The following is a 22,554-nucleotide window of genomic DNA, read 5'->3' on the forward strand; positions in this document are numbered from 1 at the left end:
AGGAGCACCACCATGCGCACCATCCGACGTACGAGCCTGCCCACCCTCGCCCTCGCCGCGACGCTCGCCCTCGCCGGCTGCGGCAGCGACGACACCGCGACCGCCGACCAGACGACCGCCTCCGCCACGCCGACCGCAGCGAGCGAGACCCCGACCGAGACACCCAGCGAGACCCCCACCGAGACACCCACCGGGACGCCGACGGAGACCCCCACCGAGACCGAGCCCGCCCAGCCCGCCGCCGACCTCGTGGTGACGGTCCAGGGAGACGACGTCACCCCCAACGCCCAGGAGCTCACCGTCCAGGCCGGCGAGCCGCTCACCATCGAGTTCACCTCCGACCGCGCGGGTGAGCTGCACGTGCACGCCAAGCCCGAGCAGTACGTCGAGTTCGGCGAGGGCACGACGACCGCCGAGCTGACGATCGACGTCCCGGGCTCGGTCGAGATCGAGGAGCACGAGACCGGCGCGGTCGTCGCGCTGCTCGAAGTCCAGCCGTGACCGGCCGTGTCGACAGCGCGGTGATCCAGGCCCACGGCCTGGGCGGGGGCTCCGACCTCCCGATCCCGGCCTCGCTCGCCATCGCGGGCGGCACGGCCGCGCTGACGCTGTCGTTCGTCGTCCTGCTGCTGGCGTGGCGCACCCCGCGCTTCGCCACCGAGCGGGCCCGGACCGTGCCGGCGGGGCTCGCCGCCGTGGTCGACGGGGCGGCGTTCGCCCTCGTGCTGCGCGTGCTCGGCTTCGCCCTGTTCGCGTTCGTCGCGTGGGCCTCCATCGCCGGGCCCGACATCCTGCCCAACCCGACCTTCGGGGTGGTCTACGTCTGGCTCTGGGTCGGCATCGTGCCGACGTCGCTGCTGTTCGGCCGCTTCTACCGCGCGGTCAGCCCGGCCCGCACGATCCACCTCGTCATCGCCCGGCTCTCGGGTGGGGACCCGGCGACCGGCATCCGTGAGCTGCCGGCGTGGCTGGGCTGGTGGCCGGCGGCGGTCACGCTGTTCGCGTTCGTGTGGCTCGAGCTCGTCTACCCCAACGCGACCTACCTCGGCCCCCTGCAGCTGTGGTTCGCGCTCTACTTCCTCGTGACGGTCGTCGGGGCCGCGGTCTACGGCGACCGCTGGCTCTCGCGGGCCGACCCGTTCGAGGCGTGGTCCGACCTCGCCGCACGGCTGTCGGTGTGGGGACGCGACGACGACGGCCGGCTGGTGGTGCGCAGCCCGCTGCGCAACCTCGCCCGCCTCGAGCCGGCTCCCGGTCTGGTCGCGACGGTCGCGGTGCTGCTCGGCAGCACGGCGTTCGACTCCTTCCGCGAGGCGCCCTGGTGGGTGCGGTTCGTGCAGGAGGCGTCGGTGCCGCAGTCGTGGCTCGGCACCGGGGCGCTGCTGCTCACGGTGCTGGTCGTCGGGGCGACCTTCACCCTCGCGACCCGTGGCACGTCGGTCGACGAGCGGCGGGTGCCGAGCCACGAGCTGCCCGCGCGGCTGGCGCACTCGGTGGTGCCGATCGTGGTCGGCTACATGGTCGCGCACTACCTGACCTACTTCGTCGAGGTCGGCCAGCTGACGCTCATCCAGCTCAGCGACCCCCTCGTCGACGGGTCGAACCTGTTCGGCACGGCCGACTGGCAGGTCGACTACTGGCTCTCGACGCACCCGAGCTTCTTGGCCACCGTCAAGGTGCTCGCCATCGTCGTCGGCCACGTGCTCGGCGTGGTCGCCGCGCACGACATGTCGCTGCGGCTGCTGCCGAAGGCCCACCAGGTCACCGGGCAGCTGCCGCTGCTCGGCGCGATGGTGCTCTACACCTTCGGCGGGCTCTACCTGCTCTTCGGCAGCTGAGCCGGCCGACCCACCACGGCATAGCGCTCGTCGGGCACCGGTCCACCCCACAGCTCCGCCCGCTCGCTGAGCGGGTGGAGCTCGGCGGTGCAGCCGGCCCGCTCGACGAGCGCAACGGTCTCGCTCGCCCTCAGCCCGGCGCCGGTGTGCCAGTCGCCCTCGACGAGGACGAGCCGACCGGTCGGCGCCAGCAGCCCCACCCAGCGCCTCAGGGCGGCGGCCGGGTCGGGGAGCGCCCACAGCACGTGGCGGCACAGCACCACGTCGTACGACGGCACGAGCGGCGGGTCGGCCGCGTCGCCGCGCTCGACGGTGACTCCCGTGCGCCCGGCCAGCTTGGCTCGCGCCCGGCGCACCATCGCGGGGGAGAAGTCGACCCCGTCCACGCGGTGACCGGCCTCGGCGAGCAGCAGCGTCAGGGTTCCGGTGCCGCAGCCGAGGTCCGCGACCCGCGCCGGTGCGGGTGGGAGCAGTCCGGTCAGCAGCTCGCGCCACGCCGCCCGCACCGCGGGATCGCCGAGGCCGTGGTCGTCGGCCTCGTCGTAGCGGGCCGCGAGAGCGTCCCACGAGGCCGGCGTCGACACGGGGCGAGCGTAGGCCAGTGGCCTGGGTACCACTGTTGCGGACCATCTGTTGTTGCAAGTAAGTTGCAACAAGACCCCGTGGAGGAACCCGTGCCCGACTACGTGCTGCCCGACCTGCCCTACGACTACGCCGCGCTCGAGCCCTACATCTCCGGCACGATCATGGAGCTGCACCACGACAAGCACCACGCGACCTACGTCAAGGGCGTCAACACGGCTGTCGAGCAGCTGGCCGAGGCGCGTGACCAGGAGTCCTACGGCTCGATCAACGCCCTCGAGAAGAACCTCGCCTTCCACCTCGGCGGGCACGTCAACCACTCGGTGTTCTGGCCCAACATGTCGCCGGACGGCGGCGACAAGCCGACCGGAGAGGTCGCCGCGGCGATCGACGAGCACTTCGGCGGCTTCGACAGGTTCCGGGCCCACTTCAGCGCCAACGCGCTGGCCATCCAGGGTTCCGGCTGGTCGGTGCTCGCGTGGGACTCGATCGCCCAGCGGCCGTTCGTGGTGCAGTTCTTCGACCAGCAGGCCAACTTCCCGGTCTGCATGACGCCCCTGCTCATGCTCGACATGTGGGAGCACGCCTACTACTTGGACTACAGGAACGACAAGGCCACCTTCGTCGACCAGTGGTGGAACGTCGTCAACTGGGCCGACGTGCAGCAGCGCTTCGAGCGCGCCACGGCCCAGACCCCGGGGCTCATCGTCTGAGGCCCCCCAGACGTGCGTGGACGGCCCCGCTGCCGTGCTCGGACCGGGTTGCGTCGTGGCATTCGCTCTGCAGATGAGCAGCCCGGGGTCGTCCACGCATGATCGCCTGACCGGCTCGCCGCTCAGAGCAGGTCGTGGTTGGCCTGGAAGACGCCGGCGGGGTCGACGTCGGCCCTGACGGCCCGCAGCCGGTCCCAGGTCGCCGCGTCGAACGCCGTCGAGGTGTCCACCGCCTCCTCGGTGAAGGTCAGCACCCGGCGTCCGGCGTGCCAGGGCGTCATCGCCGCGACGGTGGCGCGGGCGTCGGCGAGCCCGGCGGCCGCCGCCTCGGGGACGGGCGCGACCGCGACGCAGAACATCGCGTACTCGCCCGGCAGGTGGCTCGTCGCTCCGCCTCCGGCGGCCGGTCGCGCCACGGCACCGCCGAGCTGGCGCAGCTCGGCGAACATCAGTGACGTCGTCGTGCCCGGACCGGCCTCGGCCAGCAGGGCCTCGACCGCGGCGTCGTCGAGCTCGCCCAGCACGGCGTGGGCCGAGACCGCGGGCGTCGGCCCGGGCGGGTCCATGTGCACGGCCAGCAGCCCGGCGCTCGGGATCCGCACGAAGGTGTCCATCTCCGGCGCCAGCTCGCGCAGTGGGGCGAGCAGCTCCGCGGCCCGCTCGTCGGACTCGAGGACGGCACCGTCGACGACGACCAGCCGGCGGCCGCTCAGGAACGGCGGCAGCTGCGGCAGCGGGGGGAAGCTCATCAGCCGCAGGGACGACGTGACCGACTCCGGCACCTCGCGGGTCCAGGCCAGCCAGCCGCGCACGACCTCGGGCGCCCGCTCGAGCGGCCACAGCATCATCCCGGCCACCACGTCGGCGACCGGCAGGAGGGCGATCTCCAGCGCGACGACGACACCGAAGGCACCGCCGCCACCGCGCACCGCCCAGAACAGCTCCGCGTGCTCGTCGGCACTGGCTCGCACCAGCTCGCCACGGGCGTCGACGAGCTCGACGGCGACGACACTGCTGCTGGCCAGGCCGTGCTGGCGGGCGTAGAACGACAGCCCCCCGCTCAGCGCGTAGCCCGCCACGGCGACGTCCGGCGCGCTGCCGTGCAGGGCCGTCAGACCGTGCGCCGCGGCGGCCTCGACGACGTCACTCCACAGCGTGCCGCCGACGACCCGCGCGACCTGGCGCTCCGCGTCGACCTCGACCCCGGTGAGCCGATCCAGGCGCAGCAGCACCGACGACGCGAGCCGCCCGGCGAGCGGGCCGGCGCCGTGTCCGGTGCTCTGCGGGGCGACCCGCAGCCCGAGGCCGGCGGCGGCGCGGACGACCGCCTGCACCTCGTTGACGGTCGTCGGCGAGGCGACCGCGGCGGGCCGCTGGTCGACCGCGACGTTCCACGGCAGCCGCGCGGCGTCGTACGCCGGCTCGCCGGGCAGCACGACGCAGCCGGGGGCCGCCGTGCGCAGGGCGAGGGTCGCGGCTTCGGCGGACGTGCTGTGGACGGTCTGGAACGTGGTCATGTCTTCTCCTGGGGTGAGGGTGGCCGTGAGGGCGAGCAGCTGACCCGGGTGGGTCAGCCGGGCGACCTCGCGGACGTCGAGGTGGGGCGCGGCCCCGGTGGTGGACAGGCGCTCGGTGAGGACGTCGAGGACGTCGAGCAGCGCGGCGCGCCGGGTGGTGTGCACGGTGAGCCCGGTCAGGGCCGCCGGGAGGTGTCCCCGGGCGGCCAGGGCGGCCTCCAGCCGGGTGACGGCCAGCGCGAGCTGCGCGGTCACGTCGCCGGCGTGGAGGAGGCGTCCTCGCTCGTCGAGCGAGGCGGTCTCGAGGGTCGTGGTGGTCACGTCGAGGAGCCTGTGGCCGCCGGGCCGTGTCCCACCATCCCGTGGACGCGGGTCCCTGCGACCTGGCCCTTCTGGGAGCGCCGACCCCCCACAGATGTGGGATGGCGCCCGGGACGCCCGCGCTCGCAGACTGACGAGCATGACCACAGCCCTGACCGCCGAGCGGGTGCGCGGAGACCTCGACGTGCTCTCGCGGGCGGGGCTCGACCTCGAGTGCTTCCTGTCCGAGGCCGTCGACTCGCTGCGCCGTGCGGTCCCGTGGGTCGCGGCCTGCGTCGCCACGCACGACCCGGCGACCCACATGCTCACCAGCTCGCGCAAGTACGGCGCCCTGGTCGGCCGCAACGACCGCGACCGCCAGCTCGGCGCGCTGGAGTACGACTCCGCCGAGCAGACGGCGTTCCCCGAGCTCGCCGGGCGCGGGGTCTCCGCGGTGGGCATGAGCCTCGAGACCGGGGGCGACGTCGAGCGCTCGGCGCGGATGAGCCAGATGATGGTGCCGGGCTTCGGGTTCGGCGACGAGGCGCGGCTGCTGTTCCGCGACCAGGACCGTCTCTGGGGCGCGCTCGCGCTCTTCCGCGGCACCGACGACGGCGCCTTCGGCGAGGCCGACGTCGCGTTCCTCGCGGCGCTCAGCGAGTCCTTCGGCCGGGGCGTGCGCGCCGGGCTGCTCACCCGACTCGTCGACCGTCCCGACCCGGCGGCGGCTGACGGGGTCTGCGGTGTCGGCGGTCCCGCCGTGCTGGTCGTCGACGCCGCGGGTGCGCTCGTGCAGAGCACCCCGGCGGCGCAGGCCCGGCTCGCCGCGCTCGGCGCAGCCGTGCACCACGGCGACCCGCTCGGCACGATCAGCTCGCTCGTGGGCGCCTCGCGCCGCCTCGCGCGCGGCGACGCCGACGCGGTGCCGCAGGCCCGGGTGCGGACGGTGGACGGCGTCTGGCTCGTGCTGCACGCCTCGGCGCTCGCAGGCGGCACCGGCCGGCAGGGCGAGGTGGTCGTGACGATCGAGGAGGCGCGGCCGCCCGAGATCGTCTCGCTCGTCGTGGCGGCGTTCGACCTCACCCCGCGCGAGCGCGACGTCACCCAGCTGGTGCTGCAGGGCGTCGACACCAAGGAGATCGCGGCGACGCTGCACCTGTCGGCCTACACCGTGCAGGACCACCTCAAGTCGGTCTTCGACAAGGCCGACGTGCGCAGCCGCCGCGAGCTGATCGCCCGGGTGTTCTTCGACCAGTACGTCCCGCGGATGGGCTCCGACCTCGGGCCGTCGGGGTGGTTCGCGGCGAGCTGAGGGCGCGGCCCGCCCGCCTCGGTCCGGGTGGCACGATGGAGCCATGAGCGAGGGCCAGACGAACGCCTCCCGGATCCGCGAGATCAACGACTCGATCCGCTACACGATGTGGTCGGTCTTCCGGCTCGCCGACGTGCTCGGCGAGGACGCCGACCGGGCCGCCGAGGGCGCCGAGGTCGAGAAGCTGTTCGCCGCGCTGGCCGAGGAGGACGTCGTCGTCCGCGGGGTCTACGACGTCGCCGGCCTGCGCGCCGACGCCGACGTCATGGTGTGGTGGCACGCCGCCACCTCCGAGGCGCTGCAGTCGGCCTACCACCGCTTCCGCCGCACGGCGTTCGGCCGCCGGTTCGAGCCGGTCTGGAGCCAGATGGCGCTGCACCGCCCGGCGGAGTTCAACCGCAGCCACGTGCCGGCGTTCCTCGCGGACGAGGACGCCAAGGCCCACGTCTGCGTCTACCCCTTCGTCCGCTCCTACGAGTGGTACCTCCTCGAGGACGAGGAGCGCCGCGCGCTGCTCTCCGAGCACGGCCAGATGGCGCGCGACTACAAGGACGTGCGGGCCAACACGGTCGCGAGCTTCGCCCTCGGCGACTACGAGTGGCTGCTCGCCTTCGAGGCCGACGAGCTCTACCGCATCGTCGACCTGATGCGGCACCTGCGCTCCTCGGGCGCCCGTCGCCACGTGCGCGAGGAGATCCCGTTCTACACCGGCGCGCTGACGCCGGTCGCGACCCTGGTGGACACGCTGCCGTGACGCGCGCCTGATGCCACTCGTGATGATCGACCTGGACGACACCCTCGTCCAGCGGGCGCCGCTCGTGCGCTCCTGGCTGACGTCGTACGTCGCCGAGCAGGGCCACGACGAGCAACGGGCCGCCGCGCTGGTCGAGGCGCTGGTCGAGGCCGACGGCGGCGGTCACCGCCCGCGCGAGGAGTTCGTCGCGCGGGCGAGCGAGCACGTCGGCACGGCGTTCTCGCTCGACGACTTCCGCGACGGGACCGACGGGGCCTACCGCCTCACCCCGGGTGTCCGCTCCCGGCTCGAGGCGCTGCGCGCCGCCGGGTGGCGGGTCGCGGTCGTGACCAACGGCCCCGTCGAGACCCAGTCGGTCAAGGTCGAGGCCACCGGTCTCGCCGACCTGGTCGACGCGGTGGTCATCTCCGGCGAGGTCGGTGTCCACAAGCCCGACCCGCAGGTCTTCCGCACCGCCGCCGAGCGCGCCGACGCCTCGCTCGAGGGCGCCTGGATGGTCGGCGACAACCTCGACGCCGACGTGCAGGGCGCCCACGGCGTCGGGGCCCGCGCCATCTGGGTGCGCCCGCGCGAGGACTGGCTGAGCTTCGACTACGCCGGCGAGCCCGACGTGGTCGTCGACGACGTCGACGCCGCGCTCGACGTCCTCCTGGAGCGCGGGAACCGCTGAGCGTGCCGGTGCGTCCCAGCGGCGTGAAGCCGCTCCTCGCCGCCACCGCCGCCCTGCTCGTCCTCGCCGTCTCGGGATGCGGGTCCGAGACCGACGCGGTCGACACCGGTCTCGCCACTGAGCCGAGCCTGTCGTCCTCGCCGTCCGCTCCGCCGGCCGCTCCGCCGTCCCCGACCGGCACCGTGCGCACCGCCGGACTCGTCACCGTGATCGACGAGGGCGAGGGCCCGGAGGTCTGCCTCGGCCCGATCGCGATGTCCTTCCCGCCGCAGTGCTCCGGTCCGGCCGTCGAGGGCTGGGACTGGTCCACCAGCGGCCAGGGGATGCACGAGACCCAGGGCTCGATCCGGTGGGGGAGCTACGCGCTCACCGGCACCTGGGACGGCTCCGCGCTCACCGTCGACGACGCCGTGCCGGCCGCGCTCTACGACGCCGCACCGGTGCCGTCCGAGCCGGGATCCGAGGCCACGGTCAGCGTCATTCAGGGCGCCGACGAGGTCGTGGCCGCCCTCCAGACCGCCGTACCCGACGCGATGGGTGTGACCGTCCTGGACGGCCAGGTGCACCTCGACGTCGCCTACGACGACGGCTCGGTCCAGGACTGGGCCGACGCGACGTACGGCCCCGGCGTCGTCGTCGTCACCAGCGCCCTGCTCCCCGCCTGACCCGCCCCTTGTAACGCGGAGTTGGCGGTGGTCCCGACCCGTTGCTACGGGTCAGAGGCACCGCCAACTCCGCGTTACAGCTGGGGCGATCGGGCTCAGGAGGGGTCGGCGGCGTCGGCGGGCTGGAGGGTGAGGCTGATCGAGTTGATGCAGTAGCGGTCGCCGGTGGGGGTGCCGTAGCCGTCGGGGAAGACGTGGCCGAGGTGCGAGCCGCAGTGGGCGCAGCGCACCTCGACGCGCTTCATGCCGAGGGTGTTGTCCTCGATGTACTCGATCGTGTCGGTCATCGGTTGGTAGAAGCTCGGCCAGCCGCAACCGGAGTGGAACTTCGTGTCGGACTCGAAGAGCGCGGTCCCGCAGGCCTTGCAGGAGTAGACGCCCTTGGTCTCGGTGTCGGTGTACTTGCCGGTGAACGCCCGCTCGGTGCCGGCCTGGCGCAGCACGGCGTACTCGTCGGGTGAGAGCTGCTCGCGCCACTCGGCGTCGGTCTTCTCCACGGGGTAGGACATGATCCCAGCCTAGAACTGGCGCCAAGGGTGTTGACGCTGCTCAGACAACGACTGTTCACTGACGATGTGGCGAACACCATTCCGTGGGAGCGGGTCCGGCGTGCAGGCTCCAAGCTCACGACGCCGCTGCTGCCGGACGACTACCTGCGCCTCGTCAACCCGCTGTGGACCACCCGCGAGCTGCGCGGGCGCATCGAGAAGGTCGTCCCCGAGACCGAGGACGCCGCGACGCTGGTGATCCGACCGGGGTGGGGCTGGCGCCACGACCACAGGGCCGGGCAGTACGTCGGCATCGGGATCCAGGTCGACGGCAAGTTCGTGTGGCGCTCCTACTCCGTGAGCTCGCCCCCGAAGCGCTCGGGTCGCCACATCGCGATCACCGTGCGGGCGATGCCGGAGGGGTTCGTCTCCGACCACCTCGTCAACGGGCTGACCCCCGGCACCATCGTGCGGCTCGCCTCGCCCGAGGGCGACTTCGTGCTGCCGGAGCCGCCCCCGGCGAAGATGCTGTTCCTCGTCGGCGGCAGCGGGGTGACGCCGGTGATGGCGATGCTGCGCACCCTCGACCGGCGCGGCACCGTGCCCGACGTGGTGCTGCACTACTCATCGCCCACCGAGGACCGGATGATCTTCCGCGAGGAGATCGAGCGGCTCGAGCAGGCGCACGAGACCCTGAAGGTCCACAAGCAGTTCACCGACACCGACGGCATGCTCGAGCTGAGCGACCTCGACCGGCTCTGCCCCGACTGGCGCGAGCGCGAGACCTACGCCTGCGGTCCGGCGCCGATGCTCGACGCGATCACCGAGCACTTCGAGCAGGCGGGGCTCGAGGAGCGGCTGCACCTCGAGCGGTTCTCGCTCGAGCTCGGCGGCGACGGCGGCGAGGGCGGCACGATCACCTTCCAGAACTCCGGCAAGAAGGTCGAGCTCGACGGCGCGACCACGATCCTCGAGGCGGGGGAGGAGGCCGGGGTCGGCATGCCGTACGGCTGCCGGATGGGCATCTGCCACACCTGCACCGTGACCCTGGTCAAGGGCCGGGTCCGAGACCTGCGCAACGGCGACGAGTTCGACCAGGCCAACGAGCAGGTGCAGACCTGCGTCACCACCGCGGTGGGCGACTGCACGCTCGACATCTGAGGTACCGGTCACACCACACCGAGCACCACCACACAGGCATCATCCACGGGAGAGCACGGGGAAGGGCACGGCATGGCCATCAGTGACGTCCAGGAGTACATGCACCTCACCGACGAGGAGATCGAGCAGCTCGGGCGCGAGCTCGACGCGATCCGCAAGGAGGTGGAGGACTCCCGCGGGCCGAAGGACGCGGCGTACATCAACCGCCTGATCCGCATCCAGCGCTACCTCGCCATCGCCGGGCGGCTCACGCTGCTGGTCGGCGTCCACGACAAGCGCACCCGCGTGCCCGCCGCGGTCACGGGCGCCACGCTCCTCGCTCTCCACAAGATCCTGGAGAACATGGAGATCGGGCACAACGTGATGCACGGTCAGTGGGACTGGATGAACGACCCCGAGATCCACTCCTCGAACTGGGAGTGGGACACCGCGCAGCCGGCCGAGCAGTGGAAGCACAGCCACAACTACGTGCACCACCAGTTCACCAACGTCCTCGGCTACGACAACGACATCGGCTACGGCATCCTCCGCATGGCCCGCGAGCAGCGGTGGTCCCCGGTCAACCTCGGCCAGCCGGTCTACAACGCCATGCTCGCCACGCTGTTCCAGTGGGGCGTCGCCCTCCACGACCTCGACATCGAGCGGATCCGCAAGGGCGAGAAGGACCCGAAGGAGATGAAGCGCCAGCTCAAGCAGATCTTCCGCAAGGGCCGCAACCAGATCCTCAAGGACTACGTCGTCTACCCGGCGCTCGCCGGGCCGCAGTGGCGCACCGTGATGGCGGCCAACGTCGGCGCCAACCTCACGCGCAACCTGTGGTCCTACGTGATCATCTTCTGCGGGCACTTCCCGGACGGGGCTATGCACTTCACCGAGGAGGAGATCGAGGACGAGACCCGCGCGGAGTGGTACCTGCGCCAGATCCTCGGCGCGGCCAACTTCGAGGGCGGGCCGCTGATGCACATCATGTCCGGCAACCTCGGCTACCAGATCGAGCACCACCTGTTCCCGGACCTGCCGAGCAACCGCTACGGCGAGATCTCGGTCAAGGTGAAGGCGCTGTGCGAGAAGTACGACATCCCGTACACCATCGGTCCGCTCCACAAGCAGTACGGCCAGGCGCTGCGCACGATCATCAAGCTGTCGGTGCCGAACTCGTGGACGAACAGCGACAAGCCCGAGCCGCCGACCCCGCCGCAGAAGCGGCGCCGGCGTTCCGACTCCGAGCGACCTGACCGGATCCGCCAGCTCGGCGCCTGGTCACGGGGGACGTCGCAGGAGCGGAAGGCCTCGTGAGCCGGCTGTGAGAGCCTCGTGATCGTGGCCGACCTGTCGCAGGCATCCCGCATCCGCGAGCGTCGCTGGGTGACCCAGTGCGCGCTGAGCCGGGTGTGCGGGTGCTGTGCGATGTCGCTCGAGCGGCCCGTCGCCTTCCTGGGGACGGGCCGCGAGGTCGACCGCAACGCCTTCCACCTGCCGCCGATGCACGTCGGCTGCGCCGAGGAGCTGCGGCGCACGCCGGGCGCCGACCCCGAGTGGCGACTGGTCACCACCTCCGGCTTCGAGTTCGTGCGGCCCGACCGCGACGACCCCGACCCCGAGCCGCGCTTCGAGCCCAACTCGCTCGTCGACTGACGCCTCGCGTCGGCGCCCGCGGATACCGTGGCCGCGTGGCGAAGGCGACGGCGGTCGAGGTCCAGGCGGGCGAGCGCGCGGTCCGGGTCTCGAGCCCCGACCGGGTGATCTACGAGGCGACGGACACGACGTCCGAGGTGACCAAGGCGATGGTCGCGGAGTACTTCGCGTCCGTCGAGGACGGTCTGATGCGCGCGCTGCGGGAGCGTCCCACCGCACTCGAGCGGTGGACCTCCGGGGTCCGCCCGGGCATGAAGCTGGCCACCGGCCGCGCCGACAAGGACGCCGACGCGTTCTACCAGAAGCGCGTGCCCAAGGGTGCGCCCGACTACCTCGAGGCCGTCGAGATCACCTTCCCCTCGGGCCGCACCGCCGAGGAGATCTGCCCGACCGAGATCGCCGTGCCGGTGTGGTGCGCGCACATGGGCACGCTGACCTTCCACCCGTGGCCCGTGCGCCGCGCCGACGTCGACCGGCCCGACGAGCTCCGCATCGACCTCGACCCGCAGCCGGGCACCGACTTCCGCGACGCGGTGCGTGTCGCGGCCGTCGCCCGCGAGCTGTTCGCCGAGCGGGGCATCACGGCGTACTGCAAGACCTCGGGCAATCGCGGCGTCCACGTCTTCGCCCGCATCGAGCCGCGCTGGGAGTTCCTCGACGTGCGCCACGCCGCGATCGGCTTCGGCCGCGAGCTCGCCCGGCGCGACAGCGGCGTGACGGTGGACTGGTGGAAGGAGGAGCGCGGCGCCCGGATCTTCGTCGACTTCAACCAGAACTGCCGCGACCGCACCATCGCCTCGGCGTACTCCCTGCGCCCGATCGCGGGCGCACCCGTCTCGACCCCGCTGACCTGGGACGAGCTGGCCGAGACCACCGACCCGCGCACGCTCAACCTCTTCACCGTGCCCGAGCTGCTCGCCGACCGTCCCGACGCGTGGAGCGGCATCGACGACGTCGCGCACTCGATCGAGCCGCTGCTGGCGTTGTACGACGAGCTGCCGGGCGGCGAGATGCCGTTCCCGCCCGACTACCCCAAGATGCCGGGCGAGCCGCCGCGGGTGCAGCCGAGCAAGAAGGTGCACGAGCACTGGGACGACGAGGGCAACCGCGTCGAGGGCTGAGCTCGACCGTCAGCCGTCGTACGGCGCCCGCGGTGGTCGGCCGACGCCCTCGGGGGTGCCGGGCAGGCGGCGGGTGACGACGAACTCCTCGGCGACCGATCGCACCTTGCGGTCGAGGTCGGAGGCGACGTTGGTGAGCACGACGAAGGCCTGGAAGGCGTCGAGGTCGGAGCGCTCCATGATGATGCCGGTGGCCTGCCCGATGACGGTGCGGCTGTCGAGGGCGGCCTGCAGCTGGTCGATCTGCTGGGCGTCGCGGACGGCGACCGCGATGTGAGCGGCGATCGCGATGCCGTGGTCGCGCTCGACCGCGCTGAAGCCGTCGGGTGCGCGGGAGTAGAGGTTGAGCGCGCCGACCGTCTGGTCGGCGAGGAAGAGCCGGTAGCAGGTCATGCTGCGGAACCCCGCCTCGTCGACGACGCGCGGTGCCCACCGCGGCCACCGCGGCTCGTCGGAGAGGTCCGGGACGTCGACGACCTCGGCCTCCCAGACCGCGTCGAGGCACGGACCCTCGCCCAGGTCGTACTGCAGCTCGTCGCAGGAGCGCGCGGCCCGGGAGGTCGCGGCGGGGGTCTCGATCCGGCGACGGGCCCGGATGACCGAGAGCGCGGCGGCGTCGACGCCCTCGATGTCGCGCTGGGCGAGCTCGACGGCCGTCCGCATCGTCGACTCGGCGTCCGGCGCCGCCTGCAGGCGCCGAGCGGCTTCCGCGACGAGCTCGGTCACTGTGGGGGCGTCACGTGAGGACGTAGGGGAGGCCACGACTCCAGCAAGGCACGTCTCACCCCTTCGGGGCAACCCCCTCAGGTGAGCCCGGGCGCGCGTCGCGCCAGAGGGCAGCGGCCGGACGCGGGCCTGGACAGTCGTCAAGTCGCGGCTCCGACTGGTCTTGACCAGGTTTTCCTGACGGTGGCACGGGCTAGTCTCTGCGGTGTCGGCTTCTTACGATGGGAGCCGTCCGGCGCACCAGGTGTTCCCCCCGACACGGTGGGCCGTGCAGTTCCAGAAGGGCCCTCCCGCAACCCCCCGCGCGAGGGCCCTTCTGTCTGTCCCTCTCCGTCCCGGGTCGTCCCGGCGGTTGAGCCCCTCCGGCGCGGGGTAGTGGCACAGGGAGCGAGGGCGAGCGAGGGGAGTGGCTGAGGTGTTCGGGTTCGTGTTCATCGCACTGGTGCTGATGGCGGTGGTCGTCTACGTCGTGGGTCGCATCCACGGCCCCGAGCCGGTCGAGATCGCGGTCGAGCAGCCGGCCCGCACCGATCAGCCGCCCCTCGGCTGATGTCTCGGCTGACGTCTGGCTGACGTCATGATGGGGGCGTGAAGAAGCCCCTCGCAGGTCTGGTCGCCTTCGTCGCGATCGCCTTCCTGCTCGCCGGCCTGGTCGGTCTGCTGAGTGCCGAGACCGCGACCGGTCTGGTGCTCGCCGGCTACGTCTGCGCCGGCGGCGGCATGGTGCTGGCCCGGCTCGCGTGGCGCCTGTGGCGAGGGGTCCCCGGCCTGCACGCGATCGCCGCGGGGCGCACGGCCGCCGAGGTGCGGCTGCTCTCGCGCGAGCACGCGCGTCGGCAGTGGCAGTCGGCCGCGTCGTACTTCCTCGGGCTGACGGTGGTCTACCTGCTGCTGGCCCTCGTCTTCGCGACGTACGCCGCGACGCTGACGGCGGCCACCATCTCGGCCGTGACGGCGGGCGTGCTCACGGTCATGGCCTGGTGGCAGCGTCGCGAGCTGGCGCGCTGAGCGCGCTGCGCGCGCCTGGGATCCCGGGACGCGCGAAAGGGCCCCGCCCCGGGACATCCCCACGTGCACCCCTGGGCTGGGCCCTTCTGCGCGAAGTCCGACCCGTCCCCCGACGAGTCCCACAGCGACGACGTCCCCCGACGTCGCCACGGTGCAGTCCACGCTCCGGATCGGTCCTCCCGCGCTCCCCCCAGAGTGCGCTGCTGACTGTCACCGGGTCTCCGACCCCGATCTGGTGACCGGCTGTCGTTGACACGTCAACCATAGGCAGATGCCTCTCGGGAGCGGTCCACGTCGACTCCAGCGTTGGGTAACAGAATGTCCACATCACCCTGACGCCTGGTCCGGTCCGGTCTAGCGCCCTGACGGCCCTAGTGCTCCCAGGGCGCCGGGACGGGGACGTACTCGCCCATGAACGCCGTGAGCGTGCGGTCGAGCCGCTCCGCCCCGAGGGCGTGGTCGTGGTGGTCGGCTAGGCAGACGAAGTCCTGCTCGCGCTGGAGCACCTTGCGCAGCTGCCACTCGAGGTCGCTGTTGCTGATGTTGACGTAGGCGCGCTCGGCGTCGGCGACGTAGGCCGTGCCGGTGAGCAGGCCGTAGTGCTGGGCCAGCGAGCTCAGCATCGACACGTCGGTCTCGGAGCGGAACGGCGAGCGGGCGGTGCGCTGCACGTCGTCGGCGAAGCGCTGCTCGATCTCCTCGAGCACCGAGCGGCGGTGAGCGTACGGCGCGTGGGCGAGGTCGTGCGTGACGACGGCACCGAACGCCTCGGCGAGCAGGCGGCGGTTGGTGCGGGCGGCCTGCCGGTAGGGCGGGGCGTCGGGGTCGTCGTCGAGCCCGACGGTGCCGGGGGCGACCCAGACCTGGGTGAGGCCGGCGGCGCTGAAGAAGCGCTCGGGGCCGAGCGGCCGCCCGAGCAGGAAGTCGTCGTTGAGGTAGACGAAGTGCTCGGCCAGGTCGGGCACGCGGTGCAGCGCCGTCTCGATGGCATGGGAGTTGAACGTCGGCAGCGCGTCGGCCGGGAGGATCTCGCGGTGGTCGACGACGCGCACCTGCGGGTGCTCGACGTCGAGCCAGGCCGGCACCTGGCCGGCGGTGACCAGGTGGATGCGTCGCACCCAGGGCGCGAAGAGGTGGATGCTGCGCAGGCAGTGGCGCAGCTCGTCACGGCTGACGAAGCGCGCCCGCCCGCTCGACTCGCGCCGCACGGCCGTGCCGGTCACCTCGGCGAGCCGGTCGCGACGGGCGGCGTCCCACGCCGGGTCCTCGCCGTCGACCCAGGTGACGACCGCGTCGACGGGGAAGGTCACCTCGCCGACGGTGGGGGCCGCCAGGAGCGGCAGGGTCGGCACGTCGAGGCCGTGGACGGTGGTCGTCACCGTGGCCGCACCCCGGGGCAGCCGCTGGCTCCACCGGGTGCGCCGTGGCGCGACCAGGTCGCCGGCCACCGACTCCTCCCAGAACTCCACCTCGACCGTGCAGCCCTGACCGAGCAGCGACGCGTTGCCGTCCGGGGTCCGGGGCCACGGCTCCAGCGCGAGCACCGGGGTGCGGCCGCGCTGCAGGTCGGTCGCGAGCTCGGCGACCGGCCCGCGCCGCTCGTGCCAGCCGTGGGCCGCCGGGTCGCGCAGGGAGAGGTACGACGGCACGTCGGCCCCGGCCAGCTGCTCGAGGAACGCCGTGCGCGCCGCCATCGGCAGCACCACGGTCGTCACGTCGCCCCCGTGCGGCGGCACCACCAGCCAGGTGTCGCTCACACGTCGCGCCGTGCTGGTGGCGAGGTCGAGCGCGGCCCGACGGGCCTCGGCGGGCGTCACCCCCGTGGCGTCGTACGACGGCAGGACAGGGATGGGCGCCGAGGCGGCGGCGGCCCGGGCGGCGAGGCGGGGGCGACCACCGCGCGCAGCCAGGGCCCGCTCGAAGATCGCGACCCAGTCCTGGGCGATCGTGTCGGCGTCCCACTGGCGCGAGGTGGCGAGGGCGCCGGCGCCGAGCCGGCGGCGGAGCGCGTCGTCAGAGCCGAGCCGGAGCAGCGCGGCCGCCATGCCGGCGATCGACTCGGGCGCGACGAGGAGGCCGTCGACCTCGTGGTGGATGATCTCGCGCGGCCCGGACGCGCAGTCGAAGCTGACGCACGGCACCCCTGCGGCCATCGCCTCCTGCAGCCCTAGCGGGAAGCCCTCGGCCCGCGAGGTCAACGCGCAGATGCTGGCCCGCGCCCACTCGCTCGGCATGTCGGTGGTGCTGCCGGGGAGCTCGACGCGGTCCCACAGTCCGCGCTTGCGGGTCTCGCGGACGAGGTGGGGGCGCTGGTGGCCCTGGCCGAGGATGCGCAGGCGCCAGCCGGGCAGCTGATCGGCGACCTCGCCGAACGCCTCGACGAGCTTGGTGAACTGCTTCTCCATCACGAGCCGGCCGGCGGTGACGATCGTGCGGCTGTCGAGCAGTGAACGCGGGGTGGGGCCCTGGGGGAGCGGGTTGGGCACGACGACGATCTCGGGCGCGAGGGCTCCGAGCTCGCCGCGCAGCCAGTCGGCGATGCTCGGGGTGAGCAGGCTGACCACGTCGGCGCGCGGGGCGTGCACGAGCAGCGGCTCCATGCCCGAGGTGCGCTGCGAGCTCGAGCGGTGCTCCTGGTGCACGACGACCACCGGGTCGGGCGAGAGCTGCACCGCACACGCCAGCAGTGCCGGCGTCACCGTCACGAGCACGTCGGTCTGCACGGCCCGCAGGCCGCGCTCGAGAGCGACGTCGGTCAGCGCCGAGAACTGCTTGTCCCACCGCGGCGGGACCAGCACGGACGCGCGCTCGTGCAGCGCGCGGTCGCTCGGGGACAGCTCTCCGGTCAGGTCGACGAGGTGCTCGACGGTGACGCGGGGGTCGATGTCGAACGCCGGCTCGGCGGCGGCCTTGACCACGCTGAGCAACCGGGCGTCGTGACCGGAGGCGGCGAGGGCGTTGGCCTGCGTGATCGCCGAGCGCTCGGTGCCGCCGAGCTTGTGCGCCGACTGCACCAGGAAGGTGATCCTCACGCCTGCTCCTCCGGCGTCAGCGTCGGGTCGAGGGACCGCAGGGCGAGCAGACCCTCGGGGTTCCACCGCAGGCGGGCGCGCAGCCGGCCGTCGTCGTGGAGCTCGGGCAGCAGGACGGCGTGGTTGGCGTCGCGGAGGTCGTCGTCGCGGCGGCGCACGCGGACGGCGTCGTCGCCGGAGCCGCCCAGCGCGACGCGCAGCATGCCGAACCAGCCGGGCGGCAGGTCGTCGACACCGACCAGCGCCTCCACCCGTCCGCTGCCGTCGGCGTCGTGGTGCGCCGTCACGGCGAGCGTTGCGAGGACCGTGTCGTCCTGGTCGAGCAGGAGCAGGTGCGTCCCGGTCTCGGGTGGACCGGGTGGGCGCAGTCGCAGGTGGATGCGCTCGCCCCTCAGCTCGACGTCGTCGAGGACGGCGGTGGGCACGAGCCGGGTGCGGACCAGGCGCAGCCGGCCGCCGTCGTCCTGCGGCTCCCATCGGCTCACGCCGTCCGGGGCGAGGGGGCTGCGGGTGAGCGGCCGCTGGAGGTCGGCGGCCACGCCGATGCGGGTCCGCCCGACGACCACGTCGTAGGCGTCGGCGACCAGACCGGTCAGGTCGTGCGGCCCCTCGCCGAGCTCGACGCTCTCGCGCACGCCGACGGCGCGCAGCGAGAGCGGGCCGGAGGCGCCGTCGACCTCGAGCCACAGGTGGGCGCCGTCGAGCACGGCGGCGTACGTCGCCACGGGGTCGCCGTCACGGCGCCGCGGGCCTCGGAGCAGTCTCACGGGCAGTCTCACGGGCCTCGCTCAGATCAGCGAGGCGCCCTCGCCGCCGCCGGACTGCTCGTCGAACGTCTCGTGCTCGAGCAGGTGCAGCACCGGCACCCCGGTGCGGCGGCGCGCCTGCGAGGCCCAGTCGAGGTGGAAGAACTCTGCGACCACGTGCGGCGAGGTCAGGATGATCGCCTCCCGGCCGTCGACTTCCTTCACCTTCGCCTCGAGCGCGTCGACCGGGTGGCCGGCGACGACCTGGCCACGCGCGGTGGCGCCGGCGCGGGTGAGCGCGGCGAGCGTGGCCTCGAGGGCGGTGTCGGCCTGGGCCCGGGTCTCCTCGGCGATCTCGTCGAGATCGGCCGGCGGCATCGGGACGGCCGTCCCGGGCGTGGCCTCGTGGCCGGCGAAGGTGCCCATCGTCGCCTGGATCCGCGCCGCGGCGTCCTCGACCGGGAGCAGCACGTGGTAGGTCACGGGCTCGTCGAGCCCCTCGTGCAGCGACCGGACCTGGCGGGCGTCGGCGTCGGTGAGCGCCTGCTCGACGAGGAGGACGACGTCGTAGTCGGTGTCAGCCACGTCCCGAGACTAGGGCGTGTCTCCCAAGTCCTCGTAGTCGCCCGCGCGGCGTCGCATCGGACCTGGACTGCGTTGTCGTCGCCCGCCGTGGCGCCGCCACGGCGGGCTCCTCCGCCTTGCCAGCTCCGCGCGACCCCACGCCTGCTCCCACGCAGACTTAGGAGACACGCCCTAGTCGCCGTCCGTCGTGGGGCCGTCGCTCCCACCGCCGAGCACCTCGGCGAGGTCGTAGGACACGACCTCCTCGAGCTGGTCGTAGCCGCACGAGTCCGGGTCGCGGTCGGGCCGCCACCGCTTGAACTGGGCGGTGTGGCGGAAGCGGTGGCCCTCCATGTGCTCGTAGCCGACCTCGACGACGCGCTCGGGGCGCAGCGGGGTGAAGGAGAGGTCCTTGCCCTGGCTCCACCGGCTCTGCGTGCCAGGCACCCGGTCGGGGTTGGCGACGAGGAACTCCGACCACTTCCCCCACGGGTGCTCCTGGATCGGGCACACCAGCGCCTGCAGCTCCTCGATCAGCTCGGCCCGGCGGGCCTCGGTGAAGCTGGCCGCGACGCCCACGTGGTGCAGCTCGCCGTCGCGGTAGAGGCCGAGGAGCAGGCTGCCGAGCAGCGGGCGCTCCGGGGTGGAGGCCTTGTGCTCGCGGTAGCCCGCGACGACCACGTCGGCGGTGCGGGCGTGCTTGATCTTGAGCATCGTGCGGCCGTTCTGGGTGTACGCCGCGTCGAGCGGCTTGGCCACGACGCCGTCGAGCCCGGCGCCTTCGAAGGCCTCGAACCACCGCTCGGCCTCGGCGGGGTCCTGCGTGACGCGGGTGAGGTGGATCGGGCCGCCGCCCTCGTCCAGCCCGCCCAGCGCCTCCTCGAGCGCGGCCCGCCGCTCGCGCAGCGGTCGGTCGACGTAGGAGGTGTCGTCGAGGGCCAGCAGGTCGAAGAGGACGATGCCGGCGGGCGTCTTGTCCGCGAGCATGTCGATGCGGCTCTTGGCGGGGTGGATCCGCTCCTGCAGCACCTCGAACTCCAAGCGCTCGCCGATCGCGACGAAGATCTCGCCGTCGAGCACGCACCGCCGCGGCAGCTGCCGCTTGACCGCCTCGACCAGCTCGGGGAAGTAGCGCGTGAGCGGCTTGGTGTTGCGGCTGGTCAGCTCGACCTCGTCGCCGTCGCGGAACACGATGCAGCGGAAGCCGTCCCACTTGGGCTCGAAGAGCAGACCGCCGGCGTGCTTCGCCGGATCGGGCACGCCCTTGACCGACTTGGCCAGCATCGGGCGCACGGGCGGCATCACGGGGAGGTCCACGGGTCCGACCCTAGGAGAGTGCGCCGACAGCGTCAGGCCAGCTCGAGCTTCATCGTCGAGATCCGCTCGAGGAGGCTCTCGAGCGACTCCTCGAACTCCTCGGCCGCGTGGTCCTCGGCGAGGTCGGAGCGCAGCGAGCGGACCGTGGGGTGCTCGAGCAGGCGGGGGTCCTCGTCGGATCCGTCGTCCATGACGTCGAGCGGGCCGATGTCGGCGCCGTGGCTCGCGACCTCGAGCAGCAGGCTGCCGAGCAGGAAGGAGGTGAACGAGCGGTACGCCGCCACGGCGGCCGCGTCGCTGAACCCCTCCTCCTTCAGACCGGAGAGGAAGATCTCCACCCAGTCGAGGCTGCGCAGCGGCGGTCGGAGCCACGGAGCCTCCGGTGGACGCGAGGCGACGAGGGGGAACGCCTTGACGTGCGACAGAGCTACGCGGCGTACGCCGTGGGCGAGGCGCTGGAGGAAGTCCTGCCAGCCGTTGCGGGGCGAGTCCAGGACGTCGGGGTCGGCGTAGATCCCGCCGACGAGGGCCTCGACGACAGCGTCGAGGAGGTCCTCCTTGCCGGGGACGTAGCGGTAGAGCGACATGGCCTCGACGCCGAGGCGTTGCCCGAGCCGACGCATCGTCAGCCCGCCGGGGCCGACCTCCTCGAGGAACGCGAGGGCCTCGCGGACGATGCGCTCACGGTCGAGGGGCACGCGCTGCGAGGGCTTGGACCGGCCGGCGACGAGCTCGGCGTCGACGTCCGGGACCTGCGGGTCGTCCGTGCGCTCGTTCACGTCGTCCTGTTCGGCGTCGTCCTGCTCGGCGTCGTCCGGGGGAGTGGCAGCGGGGTCCGTAGGGTCTGCCATGTCGCTGACCCTACGGACCCCGGTTGCTTCGTCTGACGGTGGGACGTCAGCGGCCGAGGCCGGCCTTGTCCACGCGGCGGTGGAAGTTCATCCCGGCGAGGCCACCGAGGATCGCACCGACCAGGGCGGCGGCGACGACACCGATGAGGGTGACGCCGGCCTGCAGGGTCAGACCGCTCAGCTCGGAGGGGATGCGGGGGAAGTTGTTCAGCTGGTCGAGCACGTCGTACTGCGCGCCGGCGACGGCCGACAGGATGGCGACGACGATCGCGATGACGACGGCCCAGCCGAAGACCGCGAGGCCCTGCTTGGCGCCGTTGAAGCGCGCCATGCGGCCGGCGACGTAGCCACCGCTGTAGTAGGCGAGGAACACGACGACGAGGACGGCGATCGCGCCGGCCCAGCCGATGTCGTTGGCGTTGGCGCCGGTCGCGTCGACGACGTCCTGTGCGCTCGAGACGATGCCGACGCCGGCGCCCGCCGCGGCGACGAGGGCGGTGAGCACGACGACCATGCCCATCGCGGTCAGCCAACCGAAGAAGGCGGAGCCGATCTTGACGCCGCCGAAGGCCTCCTTCTGACGGGCAACGACGCTCGCGCGGTCGACCGGCGCGGTGCCGTGGGTGGTGTCCACGTGGGCGGGGCGCTGGGGCTCTGTCTGGGTCATGGTCGAACTCTCCTTCGAGAACGGTTCCGTTGAAGAACGGTGCAGGTGAGTTCCTGCGAGCCGGTGGGTACCAGCCTTACGTTGTAAGTTGCCGTTCTCCAGAAGGTTCAAACCCGAACCATCACCGGAGCGGTACCCGTCACACCGCGTCACCGGACACGGTGGGAGCACAACTGTCACCTGATTCACCTCACCTCTAAGAAGGAGAAGACGATGGGACTCGCTGACAAGGCCAAGAACGCCGCTCAGGACGCCGCCGGCAAGGTCAAGGAGGCCGTCGGCGACGCGACCAACAACGAGAAGCTCGAGGCCGAGGGCAAGAAGGACCAGGCCGCGGCCGAGACCAAGAAGGCGGGCGAGGGCGTCAAGGACGCCTTCAAGAGCTGACGTGGCCAAGCCCAAGCGCAACATCTTCGCGCTGCTCGGCTGGCTGGTCTGGAAGCTGCTGTCGATCTTCGGCGTGAAGTTCGCCAAGAAGAAGCTCGGCAACGAACGCAGCCACGGCCAGCCCGCGCGTCGCTGATCGCGACGGACGCCGCCGCACGGCCCCGGCTCCTGGGGGGAGCCGGGGTCGTGTCGCGTCCTGAGGCCTGGCTGTCCTCCGCTGGTCGAGGCAGGACGAAGTCCGGTCGTTCCCGGTGGTCGACGAGGTCCGGTCGTTCCCGGTGGTCGACGAGGTCCGGTTCGTTCCCGGTGGTTGAGGAAGGACGAAGTCCTGTCTCGAAACCACTGTCTCGTCGGGTGGTTTCGAGACGGTCGCCAGCGCGACCTCCTCAACCACCGCGGAGTGAGTCCGGGCTCGGTATGCCGCCCCGCTCGGCGGGCCCTGACCTTGGGCACCTGTCCCCGGTTGGTCTGCCGGGCCTGTGGGTGCCGCCCCGCGAGGC

25 protein-coding genes are annotated in these 22,554 nt (G+C 72.6%); 15 read left to right on the forward strand and 10 right to left on the reverse strand.

Translation table 11 applies throughout. The annotated features are described in order from the left end of the window. Positions 1 to 12: 12 nt before the first annotated feature. Entirely contained in the window at positions 13 to 501 is a 489-nt protein-coding gene (locus GRQ65_RS20725; RefSeq protein WP_160879909.1) for a hypothetical protein, read from the forward strand. After that, positions 498 to 1,838: a hypothetical protein gene (locus GRQ65_RS20730; RefSeq protein WP_337191921.1), complete on the forward strand. Its 1,341-nt coding sequence runs from the start codon at positions 498 to 500 to the stop codon at positions 1,836 to 1,838. Before GRQ65_RS20725 ends, GRQ65_RS20730 begins: the two co-directional genes overlap by 4 nt. Here the strand turns inward: GRQ65_RS20730 and GRQ65_RS20735 are convergent. Beyond that, entirely contained in the window at positions 1,817 to 2,422 is a 606-nt protein-coding gene (locus tag GRQ65_RS20735) for a methyltransferase domain-containing protein (RefSeq protein WP_160879910.1), read from the reverse strand. The two genes, GRQ65_RS20730 and GRQ65_RS20735, sit on opposite strands and share 22 nt — an antisense overlap. A 90-nt stretch (positions 2,423 to 2,512) precedes the next feature. Here GRQ65_RS20735 and GRQ65_RS20740 point away from each other — a divergent pair, with 90 nt between their 5' ends. Next, positions 2,513 to 3,133 carry a Fe-Mn family superoxide dismutase gene (locus GRQ65_RS20740; RefSeq protein ID WP_160879911.1) on the forward strand — a complete coding sequence of 207 codons (621 nt, stop codon included), beginning with the start codon at positions 2,513 to 2,515 and terminating at the stop codon, positions 3,131 to 3,133. Positions 3,134 to 3,255: 122 nt separating this feature from the next. On the opposite strand, the gene GRQ65_RS20745 is transcribed toward GRQ65_RS20740, so the two are convergent. Then, positions 3,256 to 4,971 carry an FAD-binding oxidoreductase gene (locus GRQ65_RS20745; RefSeq protein WP_337191922.1) on the reverse strand — a complete coding sequence of 572 codons (1,716 nt, stop codon included), beginning with the start codon at positions 4,969 to 4,971 and terminating at the stop codon, positions 3,256 to 3,258. A 139-nt stretch (positions 4,972 to 5,110) separates the two neighbouring features. On the opposite strand from GRQ65_RS20745, the gene GRQ65_RS20750 reads away from it, so the two are divergent. From GRQ65_RS20750 to GRQ65_RS20765, 4 genes are read left to right on the forward strand one after another with little or no spacing between them, the layout of a single operon-like run. Continuing rightward, complete coding sequence (locus GRQ65_RS20750) at positions 5,111 to 6,262, forward strand: helix-turn-helix transcriptional regulator (RefSeq protein WP_160879913.1); 1,152 nt, start codon at positions 5,111 to 5,113, stop codon at positions 6,260 to 6,262. A gap of 43 nt (positions 6,263 to 6,305) precedes the next feature. Continuing rightward, complete coding sequence (gene hemQ / locus GRQ65_RS20755) at positions 6,306 to 7,016, forward strand: hydrogen peroxide-dependent heme synthase (protein ID WP_160879914.1); 711 nt, start codon at positions 6,306 to 6,308, stop codon at positions 7,014 to 7,016. A 10-nt stretch (positions 7,017 to 7,026) separates the two neighbouring features. Next, positions 7,027 to 7,686, forward strand: a complete 660-nt coding sequence (locus tag GRQ65_RS20760) for an HAD family hydrolase (RefSeq protein WP_160879915.1) — start codon at positions 7,027 to 7,029, stop codon at positions 7,684 to 7,686. A 2-nt stretch (positions 7,687 to 7,688) separates the two neighbouring features. Next, a complete protein-coding gene (locus tag GRQ65_RS20765; RefSeq protein WP_160879916.1) occupies positions 7,689 to 8,351 on the forward strand; it encodes a hypothetical protein in 663 nt (220 codons plus the stop codon). Between the two features lie 95 nt (positions 8,352 to 8,446). On the opposite strand, the gene msrB is transcribed toward GRQ65_RS20765, so the two are convergent. After that, on the reverse strand, positions 8,447 to 8,860 hold the full coding sequence (msrB, locus tag GRQ65_RS20770) for a peptide-methionine (R)-S-oxide reductase MsrB (protein WP_160879917.1): 414 nt from the start codon (positions 8,858 to 8,860) through the stop codon (positions 8,447 to 8,449). A gap of 66 nt (positions 8,861 to 8,926) precedes the next feature. Between msrB and GRQ65_RS20775 the strand changes: the two genes are divergently transcribed. The 4 genes from GRQ65_RS20775 (at position 8,927) to GRQ65_RS20790 (ending at position 12,756) form a co-directional block, all read left to right on the forward strand. Next, entirely contained in the window at positions 8,927 to 10,000 is a 1,074-nt protein-coding gene (locus GRQ65_RS20775) for a 2Fe-2S iron-sulfur cluster-binding protein (protein ID WP_160879918.1), read from the forward strand. Positions 10,001 to 10,072: 72 nt separating this feature from the next. Beyond that, complete coding sequence (locus tag GRQ65_RS20780; protein WP_160879919.1) at positions 10,073 to 11,296, forward strand: fatty acid desaturase family protein; 1,224 nt, start codon at positions 10,073 to 10,075, stop codon at positions 11,294 to 11,296. Positions 11,297 to 11,320: 24 nt separating this feature from the next. After that, complete coding sequence (locus tag GRQ65_RS20785) at positions 11,321 to 11,635, forward strand: hypothetical protein (protein ID WP_160879920.1); 315 nt, start codon at positions 11,321 to 11,323, stop codon at positions 11,633 to 11,635. 35 nt (positions 11,636 to 11,670) lie between these two features. Further along, complete coding sequence (locus tag GRQ65_RS20790) at positions 11,671 to 12,756, forward strand: non-homologous end-joining DNA ligase LigD (RefSeq protein WP_160879921.1); 1,086 nt, start codon at positions 11,671 to 11,673, stop codon at positions 12,754 to 12,756. A gap of 9 nt (positions 12,757 to 12,765) precedes the next feature. Here GRQ65_RS20790 and GRQ65_RS20795 read toward each other — a convergent pair whose 3' ends face one another. Beyond that, complete coding sequence (locus GRQ65_RS20795; protein WP_160879922.1) at positions 12,766 to 13,482, reverse strand: ANTAR domain-containing protein; 717 nt, start codon at positions 13,480 to 13,482, stop codon at positions 12,766 to 12,768. Positions 13,483 to 13,888: 406 nt separating this feature from the next. Between GRQ65_RS20795 and GRQ65_RS20800 the strand changes: the two genes are divergently transcribed. Together GRQ65_RS20800 and GRQ65_RS20805 are read left to right on the forward strand one after the other, a co-directional pair. Beyond that, positions 13,889 to 14,032 (forward strand): hypothetical protein, encoded by a 144-nt coding sequence (locus GRQ65_RS20800; RefSeq protein ID WP_160879923.1) that lies wholly within the window; start codon positions 13,889 to 13,891, stop codon positions 14,030 to 14,032. Positions 14,033 to 14,070: 38 nt separating this feature from the next. Next, positions 14,071 to 14,490, forward strand: a complete 420-nt coding sequence (locus GRQ65_RS20805) for a hypothetical protein (RefSeq protein WP_160879924.1) — start codon at positions 14,071 to 14,073, stop codon at positions 14,488 to 14,490. Positions 14,491 to 14,861: 371 nt separating this feature from the next. Here GRQ65_RS20805 and GRQ65_RS20810 read toward each other — a convergent pair whose 3' ends face one another. From GRQ65_RS20810 to GRQ65_RS20835, 6 genes are all read right to left on the reverse strand, one after another. Then, the gene (locus GRQ65_RS20810) at positions 14,862 to 17,522 is read right to left on the reverse strand and encodes a stealth family protein (protein ID WP_160879925.1); all 2,661 of its coding nucleotides are present in this window, start codon (positions 17,520 to 17,522) and stop codon (positions 14,862 to 14,864) included. After that, the gene (locus GRQ65_RS20815; RefSeq protein ID WP_160879926.1) at positions 17,519 to 18,289 is read right to left on the reverse strand and encodes a hypothetical protein; all 771 of its coding nucleotides are present in this window, start codon (positions 18,287 to 18,289) and stop codon (positions 17,519 to 17,521) included. Before GRQ65_RS20815 ends, GRQ65_RS20810 begins: the two co-directional genes overlap by 4 nt. A gap of 21 nt (positions 18,290 to 18,310) precedes the next feature. Continuing rightward, positions 18,311 to 18,853, reverse strand: coding sequence for a hypothetical protein (locus GRQ65_RS20820; RefSeq protein ID WP_160879927.1), 543 nt, complete (start codon positions 18,851 to 18,853; stop codon positions 18,311 to 18,313). A gap of 171 nt (positions 18,854 to 19,024) precedes the next feature. Then, positions 19,025 to 20,149, reverse strand: coding sequence for an ATP-dependent DNA ligase (locus GRQ65_RS20825; protein ID WP_337191923.1), 1,125 nt, complete (start codon positions 20,147 to 20,149; stop codon positions 19,025 to 19,027). A 32-nt stretch (positions 20,150 to 20,181) separates the two neighbouring features. After that, the gene (locus GRQ65_RS20830; RefSeq protein WP_160879928.1) at positions 20,182 to 21,000 is read right to left on the reverse strand and encodes a TetR/AcrR family transcriptional regulator C-terminal domain-containing protein; all 819 of its coding nucleotides are present in this window, start codon (positions 20,998 to 21,000) and stop codon (positions 20,182 to 20,184) included. Positions 21,001 to 21,046: 46 nt separating this feature from the next. Further along, the gene (locus GRQ65_RS20835; RefSeq protein ID WP_160879929.1) at positions 21,047 to 21,667 is read right to left on the reverse strand and encodes a hypothetical protein; all 621 of its coding nucleotides are present in this window, start codon (positions 21,665 to 21,667) and stop codon (positions 21,047 to 21,049) included. 213 nt (positions 21,668 to 21,880) lie between these two features. On the opposite strand from GRQ65_RS20835, the gene GRQ65_RS20840 reads away from it, so the two are divergent. Both GRQ65_RS20840 and GRQ65_RS23620 read left to right on the forward strand, forming a co-directional pair. After that, entirely contained in the window at positions 21,881 to 22,054 is a 174-nt protein-coding gene (locus GRQ65_RS20840) for a CsbD family protein (protein ID WP_160879930.1), read from the forward strand. Between the two features lies 1 nt (position 22,055). Beyond that, a complete protein-coding gene (locus GRQ65_RS23620) occupies positions 22,056 to 22,190 on the forward strand; it encodes a hypothetical protein (protein WP_272917790.1) in 135 nt (44 codons plus the stop codon). Positions 22,191 to 22,554: the final 364 nt, after the last annotated feature.

This window comes from Nocardioides flavescens (assembly GCF_009823805.1).
Lineage (GTDB): Bacteria > Actinomycetota > Actinomycetes > Propionibacteriales > Nocardioidaceae > Nocardioides > Nocardioides flavescens.